The sequence below is a fragment of the Microbispora sp. CSR-4 genome (assembly GCF_008033685.1).
In the GTDB taxonomy this organism is placed as follows: domain Bacteria; phylum Actinomycetota; class Actinomycetes; order Streptosporangiales; family Streptosporangiaceae; genus Microbispora.
On record NZ_VJVX01000074.1, the window covers coordinates 17,221 to 33,229 of the forward strand.

Here is a 16,009-nt window from a genome sequence, read left to right on the forward strand (position 1 = left end):
CTGGAGTACGGCAAGGTTGGGCAAAATGCCTAAACGGTGGCTGGAACCGCCGAACGGACCCATTCCACGATCTCCTGGGTCGTGGAGCCGGGCGTGAAAATCCGGGCGACTCCCATCTTCGTGAGTTCGGGGATGTCCGCTTCGGGGATGATGCCGCCGCCGAACACCACGATGTCCTCGGCGCCCTCCTCCCGCAGGACCTCGAAGAGCCGGGCGAACAGCGTCATGTGGGCACCGGACAGGATCGACAGCCCGATCGCCGCCGCGTCCTCCTGGATCGCCGTACGGACGATCTGCTCCGGCGTCTGGTGCAGCCCTGTGTAGATGACTTCCATGCCCGCGTCGCGCAGCGCCCGCGCCACCACTTTGACGCCGCGATCGTGCCCGTCGAGCCCCGGCTTCGCGATGACGACCCGAATCCTGCCTGCCATGAAGACCTCCCGCAGATGGTGCTCGCTGCCCGAAGCGTAACCGCCGCCCGAGGCATGGCCCCGGAACGCCCCCGCAGGTCGGCCGTTCCCTCTCCATGGGGTGATCCGTCCGCCCGCTCGGCGGCAACGCGCCCGGCCTTTTCGCAGCGGAATGCAACCTTCCGAATTCGGATCACAAATTGAAAACTCACAGGAAATGCTGATTTTCGTGACGCTCTCGTGATCATGAGCCGCAATGATTTCCCAGCTGCCCTCCTGATCTTGAGGGCACCTACGGGAGGAATCACTTTGAAGCGAGCATTCATGGCGCTGGCGTGCGCCGCGACGGCCGCGCTCGTGGCGCCCGCCGTCGCCGCCCCCGCGCAGGCTCACACCTCGACTCAGGCGCAGGCGCCCGCCGCCGACCCGGTGTCGGCGCTGCGCAAGCAGTTCGTCTCCGGCCACGGCGTACGCTTCGTCTCCACGGGCAAGCTGAGCCTCGCAGGCGTCACGGCCATCAAATACACCTCGAACGGCGGCTACGCTTTCGGCCGGTCCGGCGTCGTCGCCTCGGACAGCACGCAGAAGTCCAAATACAGCGAGCTGCTGAAGGACGAGGATGAGGACCTGAAGGACGCGGAGAAGCCTCTCCGCATGATCGTCATCGGCTCGACCGCCTACTTCTCCGGCGGGGTCTACACGAGCCTGCTCCCCGAGGGCAAGACCTGGCTGCGGCTCCCCGGGGTGCGGCCGAACGCCTCGGCGAGCCCGCTGAACCCCCTCGACTGGCACAACCTCAAGGCGGTCCTCGCGACCACCAAGGCCAAGGGTCCCGGCGGCAGGGTCAACGGCGCGAAGACCACGCTCTATCGCGGCACCATCACGCTGGGCCAGCTCATGAAGGCCAACCCGGATGTCAAGAACAGCCTCGCCGCCATTGGGTCCAACCCCGCCAAGAACGTGGTGTCCTGGAAGCTGTGGATCGGCCCCGACCAGCTCGTCCGCCGCGCCTCGGCCAGCGTCGACCTGAAGATGAAGTCCGAGGGCGAGACCTTCACCTTCAACCTGTCCACCGACAGCACGTACGCCGGCTGGGGCAGGAAGGTCACGGTCAAGGCGCCGCCGAAGAGCAAGGTCGCCAAGCTGTCCGACCTCGACGGTGACGTGCCGGAGACGTCTGGCACCGTAATCCTGCCCGACTGAACCGCGCGGCCGATCAGGCACTGAACCGCGCGGCCGAGCCCCCCCCGCACGGCGCTCGACGAAGGCGGCCGGTCTCCGGGTGATCGTCACCCGGGGCCGGCCGCTTCGTTCGTTCCAGCCGGGCGCGCACCGCTCCGGCCGGCCGCTCCGTTCGTGCCGGCCTCCCGCACATGGCGCGGAGACCCGCATGGCGCGGAGACCTGCAAGGCTCAGAGGGCCACGCACCGCTCCGGCTGGGCTCGCATGGCCCACCGCCCGGGACATCCGGCGCAGACCATCCGACTCCCGACACCCGCGCTCGGCGCGCTCGTCCGCACAACACACCCGGGCCCGAGCTCCGGCTCCGGGCTCAGGTCAGAGCTTGTCGATGGGGGCGTAGGCGAGCAGCAGGGTCTTCTCGCCCTCGCTGCCGAAGTCGATCTTCACTCTCGTCTTCTCGGCCTGGCCGTCCACCGCCACCACGGTGCCGAGCCCGAACGTGTCGTGGGTGACCCGGTCGCCGGGCGACAGGCTCGGGATCTGCCGGCCGCCGGTCTTCGGCGCGGGAGCCGTACGGGCGGCCGGGCGCGAGGTCGCGGCCGACCAGGCGGTCTTGCCCGGGTCGCCGCGCCACTCGATCAGGTCGCCCGGCACCTCGGACAGGAAGCGCGAGGCGGGGTTGAACGACGGCGCGCCCCACGCCGAGCGGACCGCCGCCCGGGACAGGTAGAGCCGTTCCTTGGCCCGGGTGATGCCGACGTACGCCAGCCTGCGCTCCTCCTCCAGCTCCTTCGGGTCGCTCAGCGAGCGCATGTGGGGGAAGACGCCGTCTTCCATGCCGGTGAGGAACACCACGGGGAACTCCAGGCCCTTCGCGGTGTGCAGGGTCATCAGCGTGACCACCCCGCCGTGGTCGTCGGGGGCGCGCTCCGCCGGGGGTACGACCCCTCCGGGCCCTCCCGGGATCTGGTCGGCGTCGGCGACCAGCGAGACCTGCTCCAGGAAGTCGACGAGCGTGCCATCCGGGTTGGCCTCCTCGAACTCGGCGGCCACCGCGATCAGCTCGTTGAGGTTCTCCAGCCGGCTCTCGTCCTGCGGGTCGCCCGAGGTCTCCAGCTCCGTCCGGTAGCCGGTGACGCGCAGCACCTCCTCCGCCAGGTCGGACAGCGGAAGCTCCTTGCCGCGCAGCTCGTCGAGCATCGCGACGAAGTCGCGGATCGCGTTCAGCGAGCGGGTGGCCACGCCCGGCGCCTCGTCGGCCCGGCGCAGCGCCTCCCAGAAGCCGATGCGCTCCCGGTTGGCGAACGCCTCGACCATCGCCTCGGCACGGTCGCCGATGCCGCGCTTGGGCACGTTGAGGATGCGCCGCAGCGACACCATGTCGTCGGGGTTGGCCAGGACCCGCAGGTAGGCGAGCAGGTCCTTGACCTCCTTGCGCTCGTAGAACCGCACCCCGCCCACGACCTTGTACGGCAGGCCGGTGCGGATGAAGATCTCCTCGAACACACGGGAGGCGGCGTTCGTGCGGTAGAAGATCGCCACGTCGCCGGGGGAGACACCGTGGTCGTCGCAGAGCCGGTCGACCTCCTGCGCGACGAACATGGCCTCGTCGTGCTCGTTGTCGGCCGCATAACCGATGATCTTGGGGCCCGCCCCCTGGTCGGACCACAGGTTCTTCGGCTTGCGGCCCTCGTTGCGGGAGATGACCGCGTTGGCGGCGTTGAGGATCGTCTGCGTGGAGCGGTAGTTCTGCTCCAGCAGGATCGTCCGCGCGTCCGGATAGTCGCGCTCGAACTCCAGGATGTTGCGGATCGTCGCGCCGCGGAAGGCGTAGATCGACTGGTCGGCGTCGCCGACCACCACGAGCTCGGAGGGCTCGACACCCTCCCGCACCACGTCGCCGTCGGCGGTGCGCACCTCGGGCCGCCCGACCAGCTCGCGGATCAGCATGTATTGCGCGTGGTTGGTGTCCTGATACTCGTCGACCATCACGTGCCGGAACCGCCGCCGGTAGTGCTCGGCCACGTCGGGGAAGAGCTGGAGCAGCGTGACCGTCAGCATGATCAGGTCGTCGAAGTCCATCGCGCCGGCCTCGGTGAGCCGCCGCTGGTAGGTGCGGTAGGCCTCGGCGAGCGTCCGCTCCAGATGGGTCGATGCCCGGTCGGCCGCCGTCTCGTAGTCGATCAGCTCGTTCTTGAAGTTGCTGACCTGGGCGGAGAAGGACCGCGGCGGATAACGCTTGGGGTCGAGGTCGAGCTCGCGGCACACCATCGCCATGAGCCGCTGCGCATCGGCCTGGTCGTAGATCGAGAAGCTGGACGAGAAGCCCAGCCGCTTCGCCTCGCGCCGCAGAATCCGTACGCAGGCGCTGTGGAACGTCATGACCCACATGGCCCTCGACCGCGGCCCGATGAGCTTGTCGACCCGCTCCTTCATCTCGCGGGCGGCCTTGTTGGTGAAGGTGATCGCGAGGATCTCCCCCGGCTGGACGTCACGCTCCGCCAGCAGATAGGCGATGCGGTGCGTCAGCACCCTGGTCTTTCCGGAGCCGGCCCCGGCGACGATCAGCAGCGGACTGCCCTGGTGGGTGACGGCGTCCCGCTGCTGCGGGTTGAGGCCGTCGAGCAATGGATGAGTGGCGGCTCGGGTGGACACTCTCCTTAGGTTATGACCGCGCACCGACATCCGGGGCCCACTCGCCCGGCATGTCACGTTTAAGGTGATGTGCCGGACCTTGAGGAGGACTGCTCGTGCTGGACGAGGCGGATATCAAGAAAGTGCTGATGGTCGTCGCTCACCCCGACGACATCGACTTCGGCGCGGCGGGCACGGTCGCCCGGTTCACCGAGGCGGGGGCCGAGGTGACGTACTGCCTGGTCACGGATGGCGACGCGGGCGGTTTCGACCGTGCGGTGGACAACGGCGGCATGGCGGCGCTGCGCCGTGCCGAGCAGACCGCCGCGGCCAAGTGCGTGGGTGTGAGCGACCTGCGCTTCCTCGGCTATCGGGACGGCGCGGTCGAGCAGACGCTCGGCCTGCGGCGGGACATCGCCCGGGTGATCCGCCAGGTGCGGCCCGACCTGGTCATCACCTCGACCCCCGAACGCAACTACGCGCGGATCAGCCCGAGCCACCCCGACCACCGCGCGGTCGGCGGCGCCACCCTCGACGCCGTCTATCCCGACGCCCGCAACCCCTATGCCTTTCCCGAGCTGCTCGCCGACGAGGGCCTCGACGCCTGGACCGTACGCGAAGTGTGGCTCACCGGCGGCATGACCCCCAACCACTACGTCGACGTCACCCTGACCGTGGATCGCAAGATCGCCGCGCTGCGCGCGCACGAGAGCCAGACCTCGCACATCCCCGACCTGGACGGCATGGTCAAGGGTATGCTCTCCAGCCACGCCGCCGCCGCGGGCCTCCCCGAGGGCTCGTACGCCGAGGCGTTCCAGCGGGTGGTCACCGCCTGAGATCATCCTGCGCGAGGCCGAACCGGGCCGGGCGGAGCCGGGCGCGCCGGACCAAGCCGGCGGGCTGGCTGGCCGGACTGGGCTGAGCAGGCCGAACCGGGCCGGACTGAGCGAGCTGAGCCGAGGTGGGCGGTACAGGCCGGGCTGAGGGGGCTGAGCCGAGGTGCGCGGCACAGGCCGGACTGAGCGAGCTGAGCCGAGGTGCGCGGCACAGGCCAGGCTGAGGGGGGCTGAGCCGAGGTGCGCGGCACAGGCCGGACTGAGCGAGCTGAGCCGGGCGGACGGGTTCTCCACCCCCGGGTGGAGAACGGCCGGGCTCCGCCCGGTTTTCCACCCCAGCTTTCCACCCGCGCGCCGATCCGGTGCGCGCCCGGCATCCCTACTTTCGTGGGCATGGAAACCACGCAGATCGTCCTCATCGCCCTCGTCGTCGTCGCCATCATGATCTACCGGCAGATGAGGCCGAGGCCCGTCGCCAGGCCGCAGGGGGTGATCATCCCCGTCGTGCTGGTCCTGATCGGTGTCAGCGGCGGCGGGCTCGTCGACGCTCATCACATGTCGCTGAGCGTCGCCGTGCTCGTCGTGGAACTCCTCGTGGCCGCCGGTCTCGGCGTGCTGCGGGCCATGACGACGCGCGTGTGGCGCGACCGGCAGGGCGTGGCGTGGTCGCAGGGCGGCGTCCCGACCCTCATCGCCTGGGTGGGCTCCATCGCCGTCCGGGTCGCGATGATGGTCCTGACCTCCTTCCTGGGCATCGCCTCGTCGCAGAACTCCATCCTCCTGTTCGTCGGAGTGACCCTCGGTGTCCAGTTCCTCGTCGTCGCCCGGCGGGCGAACGCCCTCCCCGGCGCGGCCGTACCCGGCGCTCAGACGGCCCGCTAACGTCGGGACGTGCCCACTCGTGACGGATATGTCCAGGCCGCCTGGGAGTCCAGCCGCGGGAACGCGATCGCCGGCGCGTTCCTGCGGCTGGCCGTGATCGCCCTGCTCGTCGGCGGGCAGGCGACCAGCCCGCCGGGATTCGGCCTGACGGGCGACCGGCTCGCCATCACCACGCTGACCGCCGCGATCGCCGTCACGCTGACGCTCATGGTCGTCATCCGGCTGCGGCCGATCCTGCCGGTGCGCTGGAACGCCGGTCCGGCGGAAGCCGTCCTCATCGGGCTCACCCTCGCGGCGAGCATCGCCCTCGACATGGTCTCCGACAGCAGCCCGGCCGTCGCCGTGCTCATGTTCTGCGTCGGGGCCGCCGCCGTACGGCACCCGCTGAAGTGGTCGCTGCCCATCCTGCTGCTGGCCCTGGCGGGCCTGGGATCGAGCGTCCTGGGGCTGCTGCCGCCACCGATCGCCCCGCAGGGGCAGGACCGCGACCTCGGCCTGTGCGTCTCGGTCTTCGTGGTCTTCGCGGTCGCCTACGCCATCAAACAGCGCAGGGCCGCGACCGCCGCGCAGGCGGGCGAGGCCGTGCTGGCCGAACGCGCCCGGATCGCCAGGGAGATCCACGACATCCTCGCGCACTCCCTGTCGGCGCAGATCGTGCATCTGGAGGGCGCCCGGCTGCTGCTGCGCGCCGACCGGTCGCAGGAGGCCCTCGACCGGGTGGAACGCGCTCGCGAGCTGGCCAAGAAGGGCCTCGAAGAGGCGCGAAGCGCCGTGGCCGCGCTCCGCGACGACGCCCAGCCGCTGCCCGCCGCGCTGGAGACGCTCGCCGAGGAGTTCCGCGACGCGACCGGCAGGCCGTGTGACGTCGTCGTCCATGGGCACGAACGCCGCCTGCCGCCCGAGACCGAGCTCGCGATGATCCGCACCGCCCAGGAGGCCGTCACCAACGTGCGGCGGCACGCCCCGGGCTCCCCCGCCACCGTACGGCTGAGCTTCGGCGACCGTACGTGCGAGCTGGAGGTGGTCAACCCCCCGAGCGAGAAACCGGGGACACCCGGAGGAGGATACGGACTCGTGGGTATGCGCGAACGCGCCGAGCTCCTGGGCGGCACCCTGGAGGCCGGCGAGACCGAGGACGGTTTCCGGGTCAGGCTGCGGGTGCCGGCGTGACCGCCCGCGTGCTCGTGGTCGACGACCAGGCCGTGGTGCGCGACGGGCTCGTCCTGCTGCTCGGTCTGCTGCCGGACATCGAGGTCGTGGGGTCGGCGTCCGACGGCGAGGCCGCGCTCCGCCTGGTCGCGGACGAACGGCCCGACGTGGTGCTGATGGACCTGCGCATGCCCCGCATGGACGGGGTCGAGGCGACCCGGAGGATCCGCACCGGCTTCCCGGACACGCAGGTCGTCGTGCTCACGACCTACACGGACGACGAGTCGGTCTTCGCCGCGCTGCGCGCCGGGGCGCGCGGCTTCCTCACCAAGAGCGCCGACGCCGAGGAGATCGCCCGCGCCGTGACCACGGTGATGAACGGCGACGCGCAGCTCGACCCCGGCGTGCAGCGCCGCCTATTGAACACCGTCACCGGCGGCGGCACCGGCACCGCGCCGACCACCGAGGGACCCGTCGAGACGACCGGCCCCGCCGCCGCACCGCCGCACCGGTCGCGGTTCGCATCGCGCCACACGCGCGAGGCCCGGCACGCGGACCGGACGCCCGGCACACCCACGGATGCCGGCACACCGCCCGACGGGCTGACTCCGCGCGAGGCGGAGGTCCTGCGGCTCATCGCGCGCGGCCTGTCGAACGCCGAGATCGCCGCCACCCTGTTCATCGGCGAGACCACGGTCAAGACGCACATCAACAACCTCTTCGCCAAGGTCCGGGTGCGCGACCGGGCCCAGGCGGTCGCGTACGCCTACCGGACCGGCCTGGCCGATCCCCGCGAGGGCTGATCGAGGCGGCGGGCCACCCGGGCGGCGGCGTACCCGAGGGAGTTCGTCGCCACGTGGAGCAGCGCGGGCGCGAGCAGCCCGGCGCGGTGCCGCAGGCCGTGGAACACGAGCCCGGCGACCGCGGTGGAGGCCACCGTCCCCGCCACCAGCCGTCCCGTCTCCGCGAGCCGTCCCGCCTTGGTCTGGGGAGCGGCCTCGTCCGGGGTCTCCCCGGCGGCCGGCCTGCCGAGGGCGGGGTTGGCCGCGGCCATGTCGACGGCGGGCAACACGTGCCACAGCCCGAACAGCGCGGCCGAGACGGCGACGGCCGCACCGGGCGGCAGCGAACGGCCGAGCAGGGCGGGCAGCGCGCCGCGGAAGCCCACCTCCTCCAGCAGCACGGTCCCAAGGGGCACCTGCACCAGGGCCTCCTCCAGCACCCGGCGGCGCGACAGCGCGAGCGCGCGCTCGTCGCGGAAGAGCGCGCGGGTGCGGGGGCAGGCGACGCCCGCCGCGTAGACGGCCGCGACGCCGGCCGCGAGCGCGCCCCCGGTCACCGCCCCGGCACGGGCGTGGCGGAAGCCCAGCTCCCGCCAGGTGACGCCCTCCCTGCGGGCGATCAGCACCAGTGCACCGGTCGCGACCGCCGAAGTCAGCGGCGCCCACCGCCGGGCGACCCGGTTGTTGAGCACGTTCGCCGCGGCGAGCACCCCGAGAACCGCCGCCGTCGCGGGCTTCACCCGTCACCGTCCGGCGAGAGGAGCTCGCACAGCGCGTCGACGTACGGCTGGGCGGGCCCACGGTCACGCAGGGAGGTCGCGATGCCGATGAACCGGGACGGGCTGGGCGCCTCAAGGGGGATCGCGACCACGTCCGGGCCCGGCGTGAGCGAGATCTCCGGGATGAGCGCGACGCCCACCCCCGCGGTGACCAGGGACTGCGCGAAGAAATAGTCGGTGGCGCTGCACGAGATCCGCAGCTCGAATCCGGCCAGCTCGGCATAGCGGCGCAGGAGGTCCATGGTCTTCAGGCAGCCGAGGATCCAGCGTTCGGCGGCGAGCTCGGCCAGTTGGAGGCGGGCGCGCCCGGCCAGCGGATGCGTACGAGGAAGGACGACCCGGAGCGGGTCGGTCATCAGCGGGGTCCACGTCATGCCGGAGCGGTCGTCCGGACGGATCGGCGGCAGCCCGTCGAAGTGGTAGGCGAGGGCCAGATCGGCACGGCCCTCCCGCACCAGGGGCAGGCTGTCCTCCGGTTCGCGTTCGAGGATCGTCAGCTCGGCCTCGGGGTGCTCGGCGACGAAGCGGCTGAGCGCCGGCGGCAGGAGACGGCGGCCCCCGCTGGCGAACGTCGCGATGGTGAACCTGGCCCGCGCGGTCGAGAGCCGGTCGATGCGCTCCTGAGCGTCGGTCAGCTCGGCGGCGATCGTCTCGGCGGTGTCGACGAGCATGCGCCCCGGCTCGGTGAGGACCACTCCGCGCGTGCTGCGCCGCACCACGGGGACGCCGAGGCCGCGTTCGAGTGCGGCGATCTGCTGCGAGACGGCCGAAGGGGTGAGCCGCAGCGCGGCGGCCGCCCGGTTGAAGCTGCCGTGGCGGGCGACCTCCCGCAGCACGCCGAGCCGATGCACGTCGATCAACAGATTTCCTAACGACCGGCTAAGAAGATCGCCACTACCGCTGACGACTATACGCGACCACCCTGATCGTCATGAGCGAGATGTGCGTCATCGGCGGAAGCCGATACTTCGGCAGGCGGCTGATCGAGAACCTGCGCGACGCGGGGACGGCCGTCACGGTCGTCAACCGGGGATCGGCTCCGGCACCAGAGGGCGTGACGCATCTGCGGGCCGACCGCGACGACGAGGACGCCCTGCGCCGCGTCCTGGGCGGCCGCCACTTCGACGTGGTGATCGACCAGGTCTGCTACACGCCGGTGCAGGCGGCCGTGGCGCTGCGGGCGTTCGCGGGCAGGACCACGCGCTACGTCATGACCTCGACCGTCGAGGTGTACGCCCACCTCGACGGCCCGCCGCACACGGAAGACGTGGTCGATCCCGCGACCTGGCCGGTGGCGACGGACCTGCCGTGGGACGACCCGGCGTTCCTCGACGCCAGCTACGGCGAGGGCAAGCGCCAGGCGGAGGCGGTCTTCACACGTGACGCGGCGTTCGGCTTCGTCAGCGTCCGCACCGCGCACGTGCTCGGCGGCGCGGACTTCACCGGACGGCTCGCGCACTACGTCCAGAGGATCCGGGCCGGACTTCCGGTGATCATGCATGAGAACCCCCGGCCGGCGTCGTTCGTCCACGAGCCGGAGATCGCGCGGTTCCTCGCCTGGGCCGCGCGGGCCGACTTCACCGGCCCGGTCAACGCCGCCTCCCACGGGACCCTCGACGTACGGGACCTGTGCGCGGCCATCGGCGAGCCCGTGTACGCCGTCGGTGAGGACACCTCGCCGTTCTCCTTCGACCGCGGCTATGCCATGGACAACGGCCGGGCCACGGCGCTCGGCTTCCGCTTCTCGCACGTCGCCGACTGGCTGCCGTCGGCCGTCCAGTCGGCCGTCCGATCGGTCGTCCAGACGACGCCGGCCGGGGAGGAGCGGACGTGCGCACCCGCCTGATCGGAGACGTCCCGGTGAGCGCCGTCGGCCTCGGCGCCATGCCGCTCTCCGTCGAGGGCAGGCCCGACGAGGCCAGGGCGATCGCCACGATCCACGCCGCCCTCGACGCGGGCGTCACCCTGATCGACACCGCGGACTCCTACCACTGGCACGCCGGCGAGATCGGCCACGACGAACGGCTGATCGCCCGCGTTCTCGCCTCCTACGGCGGCGATGTGAGCGGGGTCCTCCTCGCCACGAAGGGCGGCCGCGGCCGCCCCGGAGACGGCTCGTGGACGGTGAACGGCGACCCGCGCCACATCAGGCGGGCGTGCGAGGCGTCGCTCAAGCGGCTCGGCACCGACGCGATCGGGCTCTACCAGCTCCACAAGACGGACCCGGACGTCCCCTTCGCCGAGTCGGTCGGCGCGCTCCGCGACCTGCTCGACGAAGGCAAGATCCGGACGGCCGGGATCTCGAACGTCGGCGTGCGGCAGATCCGCGAGGCCGACCGGGAGCTAGGCGGCCGTGACTCGACCGGCCGTGACTCGACCGGCCGTGACTCGACCGGCCGTGACTCGATCGGCCGTGAGAAGTCAGCAGGTCACCAAACCCTGGTTGTAGCCCTGGGCGAACGACCGCTGGCGCTGTTCCGGAGTGCCGTGGGCGTCCGGAGTCCACCAGACGTCGGTGGGGTCGCCCGCCGCCTGGAGGTTGATGAGCAGCTCCTCCTCGTCGCCCTGCTCCGCTCTCAGCACTCCCGCCTGGATGAGGCCGCCCAGCGCGGCGCCCGCGTAGCAGTCGGCCTGGAGCTCCCGCTGCACGTTGAAGCTGAAGTTGTCCAAGACCTGGGCCTGTACGGCATGCCCCAGCTCATGCGGAATCACGACGTAGACCGCCCCGTCGCCCAACTGGTCGTACATCGCCTTGAGCCAGACCGCGTCGTAGGCGATGAAATGGCCGATCGGGCAATAGAAGGCGTTTTCCGGCACGGCCGCCTGCCCACCACAGTCGGGACCATCCGTCCCCTGATAAGCCACGAAGCGGGTGATCGGGCGATATACCGTGTCGTTCTCCTGGAAGCGTTGCGCCCAGAACCACTCGGTCAGGCACCGGGCGAGCATGACGTCGCCGGGAAAGTCGTCACCGTTGCTCTCGCACGGCGCCCCCTGGGACGCCACGTCTCCCGGCTCAGCCCGGTCGGGCGGAGAACCGGTGAGCGTGCCGCAGGAGACGACAAGGGTCGCCAGGAGCACAAGCGCGGCGAGCATTCGGCGAGTCATTGCCATACGAATACCCATCAATGCCCGCAAAAAGTGGGCACCGTAGCCGAATTGAAAAGTTTCACATGCCCCAGGTGTGGACGGGCTCGTTGGTGTGCATGTGCTCCAGATAGCGCAGGGTCATCCGGCGCAGCGCCTCATAGTCGCCGCCGAACGCGCGGGCCGTCCTGACCTGCCAGTCCGCCCCCGTACGGCCGGTCACGCAGCGCCGTTCGATGATGCCGAGCAGCCGGTCGCGCTGGACCGGGTCGACCCCCCACAGGTCGAGCCCGTGATAGGCCATGGGCAGCAGCCTGCGCAGGATCAGCTCGGCGGCGGGCACCTCCCCCATGCCGGGCCAGTAGAGGCGGGCGTCGAGGCCATACCGCGCGGCGTTGCGGAGGTTGTCCTCGGCCGCGGCGAAGGACATGCGCGTCCACACCGTCCGCTCGGCCGCCGGGAGCACCCGCATGAGCCCGTAATAGAACGCGGCGTTGGCGGCGATGTCGGCCACCGTGGGCCCGGCGGGCAGCACGCGGTTCTCCACGCGCAGGTGGGGGACGCCGTCGGAGACGTCGTACACGGGCCGGTTCCAGCGATAGACGGTGCCGTTGTGCAGGCGCAGCTCGTGCAGCTCGGGCACCCCGCCGTCATCGAGCACCCGCCTCGGGTCCTCCTCGTCGCACAGCGGCAGCAGCGCGGGGAAGTATCGGACGTTCTCCTCGAACAGGTCGAAGACCGACGTGATCCACCGCTCCCCGAACCAGACGCGCGGCCGCACGCCCTGGACCTTCAGCTCCTCGGGCCGGGTGTCGGTGGCCTGCTCGAACAGGCTGATCCTGGTCTCGCGCCACAGCTCCTTGCCGAACAGGAACGGCGAGTTGGCCGCGACCGCGACCTGCGGACCGGCGATGGCCTGTGCCGCGTTCCAGTGGTCGGCGAACCTCTCCGGGCTGACCTGCAGGTGGAGCTGCACGCTCGTGCACGCCGCCTCGGGGGTGATGCTGTCGGCGTAGGTGTCGAGCCGGTCCACCCCCTCGATCACGAGGTGCAGGTCCTCACCCCGGGCGGCGAAGATCTGCTCGTTCAGCAGCGCGTAGCGGGGGTTGGCCGACAGCGTCCCCTCGTGGACGTCGCTCTCGCGCAGCGTCGGCAGGATGCCGACCAGCATGAGCTGCCCGCCGACCCGCGCCGCCCGCTCCTGCGCCCGGTTGAGGCGCAGCCGTACGGACTCCTCCAGCAGGCGGCCGCCCTCGCCGGCCAGCACCTGGGGCGGGATGTTGATCTCGACGTTGAACTGGCCCAGCTCCGTCGCCCAGTCGGGCTCCGCGATGGCGGCCAGCACCTCGGCGTTCTTCATCGCCGGCTCGCCCCGGGAGTCGACGAGATTCAGCTCGATCTCCAGGCCCGCCTGGGGCCGGTCGAACGCGAACCGCGACTCCCGCAGCATCTCGGCCAGCACGTCGAGCGACAGCTTCACCTTGTCCCGGTAGCGACGGCGGTCCTCCCGGCTGAAGGAGACGGAGGGTACGTCACGGCCCATGCACTGAGCGTCGCACGCCGGTAGGCGATCGCACCAGACGGGTCGGCGCGGACGGGTTCGCGCATACGGCTTCGCGCGTACGGGTCGCGCGTACGGGTCGCGCGTACGGGGTCAGACCAGACGTCGTGCGGTGGCCCAGCGCGACAGCTCGTGCCGGTTGGACAGCTGCAGCTTGCGCAGCACGCTCGACACGTGCGTCTCGACGGTCTTCACCGAGATGAACAGCTCCTTGGCGATCTCCTTGTAGGCGTAACCCCGGGCGATCAGCCGCAGCACCTCGCGCTCCCGCTGGGTGAGCGAGTCGAGCTCCGGGTCGATGGGCGGGGCCTCCGTCGAAGCGAACGCGTCGAGCACGAACCCGGCCAGCCGCGGCGAGAACACCGCGTCGCCCTCGGACACCCGGATGATCGCGTCGGTCAGCTCGGCGCCGCTGATCGTCTTGGTCACGTAGCCCCTGGCGCCGCCGCGGATGACGCCGATCACGTCCTCGGCCGCGTCCGAGACCGACAGCGCGAGGAAGCGCACCTGGGAGCCGGAGCCGAGCACGCGCCGCAGCACCTCCTGGCCGCCGCCGCCCGGCATGTGCACGTCGAGCAGCACCACATCGGGCTCCAGCTCGCCGATCGCCGTCACCGCCGACTCCACGTCCTCGGCCTCGCCGATCACCTGGATCGACGGACCCAGCTCGGCCCGTACGCCGGACCGGAACAGCCGGTGGTCGTCAACGATCAGCACGCGTACGGTCTTCATTTTTCCCTCTTCATGGTCAGCATGACCTCGGTTCCGTCGCCCGGCTCGGTCCTGACCCGGGCGCTTCCCCCGTTGCGTTCCATCCTGCCGATGATCGACTGGCGGATGCCCATCCTGTCACCGGGGACGTCGTCGAGCACGAAGCCCTTGCCCCGGTCACGGACGAACACCGTCACCTCGTCGGGCTCGACCTCGGCGTAGACGGAGACGACCGGAGCCCCACTGTATTTGCACGCGTTGACCATCGCCTGCCGGGCCGCGTGCAGCAGTGCCACCAGGCCCTCGTCGAGCTCGCAGTCGCCCACGCAGACCCCCTCGATCTGCACGCCGTGGGCGTCCTCCTCCTCGGCCGCGACCCGCCGTACGGCCGCCGCGAGGGTGGCGTCGGCGTCCTGCTTGGGCTGGTAGAGCCAGTTGCGCAGCTCGCGCTCCTGCGACCGGGCGAGCCTGGCGACCTCCCGCGCGTCGTGGGCGTTGCGCTGGATCAGGGTAAGCGTGTGCAGCACCGAGTCATGGACGTGAGCGGCCACCTCGGCCCGCTCCTCCTGCCTGATGCGCTCGGTGCGCTCCCGCTGCAGCTCCTTCATGAGCGTGGCCAGCCAGGGCGCGGCGATCATCAGCATGCCGCCGACGACGACCGCCGTGAACACGAGCCCGGTCCTGGCCTTGGCCAGCTCGCCGCTCGCGGCCAGGAAGCCGATCGCGCCCACGACCACCAGCAGCGCGCCGATACCGGTGCGCACCCAGGTCGTGCTGACCTGCTTGACCGCGCCCGACATCCACCGCTGCCGCCGTCCCGGGTCGGCCTGCTGCCACAGGATCAGCGCGCCGATGCCGCCGACCGCGATCGGCCACGTGCCGAACCCCCCGCTGGAGGCGCCCGTCATCCACGCGAAGCCCGCCAGCGCCAGCCACAGCACGCCGTACGCGGCGAGCTGGCCCCATTCACGGGCCGGCGCGCGGCCCTTCACCTCCTCCTTGGGGGTGAACACCCACAGCGCGGCGTACGCCACGACGCCCAGCCCGTCGATGACGGTGAGCAGCACGAACGCGAGGCGCAACACGACCGGGTCGAGCCGCAGCTGGGCGGCGGCGCCCTGGGCGACGCCCGCGACCACCCGGCCCGAGGCGGGCCGGACCATCCGGGGATACGCCGCGGGGGCGTTAGGCATCTCAGACATCTCGGAAGCATCGTCACACGTCACTGGCCATGAGCGCATCAGGGCATGCCCTGACGCCACCCCTGAGGGTTCGGGGACGAGTTAGGGGTGAGCGCGTCCGTCGTCTTGCGGCATTTCGTGTGCTCTACCTGGAGGTTTGCCCCGGCAGAACCACTCGCGTTCGCATGGTTACGGATACTGTTGGATCACGCCATCGGCTCTGGAGCGGCCAATGCGTGTATGGCGTATCACTGCTGGAGGAGCGGCGGGGCATGTCCGAAGAGCCACTGGATCGCGAGAACGAACCGGAAATTGCGGTCGAGTTGGATTCGACCGGGCACAGCATCGGCGTCGAGCGGGAGATGGAGGACGAGGAGGGCCCCTCGGAGCCGTTCGACCCAGAGAAGATCGACGTCACGACACGGACCCCCACGGTGGATTTACTCCTTTCCCGGATCCGGCGTAACGTCCTTGATCTACAGCCGGATTTTCAACGGTTCGCGGGTATTTGGACCCAACAAGCACAGAGCCGACTGATCGAGTCCATGCTGCTGCGTATTCCGCTACCGACCTTCTACGCTGCCGAGACGGACGACGAGCGCTGGGTCATGATTGACGGGGTGCAGCGGCTCACCACGATCGCCCGCTTCGTCGATCCGGACAGCATCGGTATGCCGCCCCTGACCTTGAAGAAGCTGGAGTATCTGGGAAAGGACCAGGGCCCAAGCGTTCTCGGCTGGTGAGATGGGCGCAGCCCTGGGACGGACGGGTAGTTGAGGGCGCCCCGGTGCGGAGATGACAAACGCGACCCCTCA

The 16,009-nt window shown here is 70.8% G+C and carries 15 protein-coding genes and 1 pseudogene; 8 read left to right on the forward strand and 8 right to left on the reverse strand.

Going from position 1 to position 16,009, the window contains the following annotated elements:
• Nucleotides 1-29: 29 nt before the first annotated feature.
• A complete protein-coding gene (locus FLV34_RS35445; protein WP_142616475.1) occupies nucleotides 30-431 on the reverse strand; it encodes a cobalamin B12-binding domain-containing protein in 402 nt (133 codons plus the stop codon).
• A gap of 288 nt (nucleotides 432-719) precedes the next feature.
• On the opposite strand from FLV34_RS35445, the gene FLV34_RS35450 reads away from it, so the two are divergent.
• Nucleotides 720-1,613: a hypothetical protein gene (locus FLV34_RS35450; RefSeq protein WP_142646633.1), complete on the forward strand. Its 894-nt coding sequence runs from the start codon at nucleotides 720-722 to the stop codon at nucleotides 1,611-1,613.
• A 354-nt stretch (nucleotides 1,614-1,967) separates the two neighbouring features.
• On the opposite strand, the gene pcrA is transcribed toward FLV34_RS35450, so the two are convergent.
• On the reverse strand, nucleotides 1,968-4,277 hold the full coding sequence (gene pcrA / locus FLV34_RS35455; protein WP_147945181.1) for a DNA helicase PcrA: 2,310 nt from the start codon (nucleotides 4,275-4,277) through the stop codon (nucleotides 1,968-1,970).
• Nucleotides 4,278-4,342: 65 nt separating this feature from the next.
• Here pcrA and FLV34_RS35460 point away from each other — a divergent pair, with 65 nt between their 5' ends.
• From FLV34_RS35460 to FLV34_RS35475, 4 genes are all read left to right on the forward strand, one after another.
• Nucleotides 4,343-5,062: a PIG-L deacetylase family protein gene (locus tag FLV34_RS35460; protein WP_147945182.1), complete on the forward strand. Its 720-nt coding sequence runs from the start codon at nucleotides 4,343-4,345 to the stop codon at nucleotides 5,060-5,062.
• Nucleotides 5,063-5,455: 393 nt separating this feature from the next.
• Entirely contained in the window at nucleotides 5,456-5,944 is a 489-nt protein-coding gene (locus FLV34_RS35465) for a hypothetical protein (RefSeq protein WP_142646638.1), read from the forward strand.
• A 9-nt stretch (nucleotides 5,945-5,953) separates the two neighbouring features.
• On the forward strand, nucleotides 5,954-7,114 hold the full coding sequence (locus tag FLV34_RS35470) for a sensor histidine kinase (RefSeq protein WP_147945183.1): 1,161 nt from the start codon (nucleotides 5,954-5,956) through the stop codon (nucleotides 7,112-7,114).
• Nucleotides 7,111-7,896, forward strand: a complete 786-nt coding sequence (locus FLV34_RS35475; protein ID WP_147945184.1) for a response regulator transcription factor — start codon at nucleotides 7,111-7,113, stop codon at nucleotides 7,894-7,896. Before FLV34_RS35470 ends, FLV34_RS35475 begins: the two co-directional genes overlap by 4 nt.
• Here the strand turns inward: FLV34_RS35475 and FLV34_RS35480 are convergent.
• On the reverse strand, nucleotides 7,860-8,615 hold the full coding sequence (locus FLV34_RS35480) for a CPBP family intramembrane glutamic endopeptidase (RefSeq protein WP_142646644.1): 756 nt from the start codon (nucleotides 8,613-8,615) through the stop codon (nucleotides 7,860-7,862). The two genes, FLV34_RS35475 and FLV34_RS35480, sit on opposite strands and share 37 nt — an antisense overlap.
• The gene (locus FLV34_RS35485) at nucleotides 8,612-9,505 is read right to left on the reverse strand and encodes a LysR family transcriptional regulator (protein WP_260617174.1); all 894 of its coding nucleotides are present in this window, start codon (nucleotides 9,503-9,505) and stop codon (nucleotides 8,612-8,614) included. Before FLV34_RS35485 ends, FLV34_RS35480 begins: the two co-directional genes overlap by 4 nt.
• Nucleotides 9,506-9,585: 80 nt before the next feature.
• Between FLV34_RS35485 and FLV34_RS35490 the strand changes: the two genes are divergently transcribed.
• Both FLV34_RS35490 and FLV34_RS35495 read left to right on the forward strand, forming a co-directional pair.
• Nucleotides 9,586-10,500, forward strand: a complete 915-nt coding sequence (locus FLV34_RS35490) for an NAD-dependent epimerase/dehydratase family protein (RefSeq protein WP_147945185.1) — start codon at nucleotides 9,586-9,588, stop codon at nucleotides 10,498-10,500.
• 14 nt (nucleotides 10,501-10,514) lie between these two features.
• Nucleotides 10,515-10,979 (forward strand): annotated as a pseudogene (locus FLV34_RS35495) (aldo/keto reductase); the annotation flags it as partial.
• 96 nt (nucleotides 10,980-11,075) lie between these two features.
• Here the strand turns inward: FLV34_RS35495 and FLV34_RS35500 are convergent.
• The 4 genes from FLV34_RS35500 to FLV34_RS35515 form a co-directional block, all read right to left on the reverse strand.
• The gene (locus FLV34_RS35500; protein ID WP_240971181.1) at nucleotides 11,076-11,750 is read right to left on the reverse strand and encodes a neutral zinc metallopeptidase; all 675 of its coding nucleotides are present in this window, start codon (nucleotides 11,748-11,750) and stop codon (nucleotides 11,076-11,078) included.
• A 73-nt stretch (nucleotides 11,751-11,823) separates the two neighbouring features.
• Complete coding sequence (locus tag FLV34_RS35505; protein WP_142646653.1) at nucleotides 11,824-13,284, reverse strand: glutamate-cysteine ligase family protein; 1,461 nt, start codon at nucleotides 13,282-13,284, stop codon at nucleotides 11,824-11,826.
• A gap of 111 nt (nucleotides 13,285-13,395) precedes the next feature.
• Nucleotides 13,396-14,034 carry a response regulator transcription factor gene (locus tag FLV34_RS35510; protein ID WP_142616464.1) on the reverse strand — a complete coding sequence of 213 codons (639 nt, stop codon included), beginning with the start codon at nucleotides 14,032-14,034 and terminating at the stop codon, nucleotides 13,396-13,398.
• A complete protein-coding gene (locus tag FLV34_RS35515; RefSeq protein ID WP_147945186.1) occupies nucleotides 14,031-15,215 on the reverse strand; it encodes an ATP-binding protein in 1,185 nt (394 codons plus the stop codon). The genes FLV34_RS35510 and FLV34_RS35515 overlap by 4 nt, the downstream gene beginning before the upstream one ends.
• A gap of 251 nt (nucleotides 15,216-15,466) precedes the next feature.
• Between FLV34_RS35515 and FLV34_RS35520 the strand changes: the two genes are divergently transcribed.
• Entirely contained in the window at nucleotides 15,467-15,937 is a 471-nt protein-coding gene (locus FLV34_RS35520; RefSeq protein ID WP_147945187.1) for a DUF262 domain-containing protein, read from the forward strand.
• Nucleotides 15,938-16,009 lie beyond the last annotated feature (72 nt).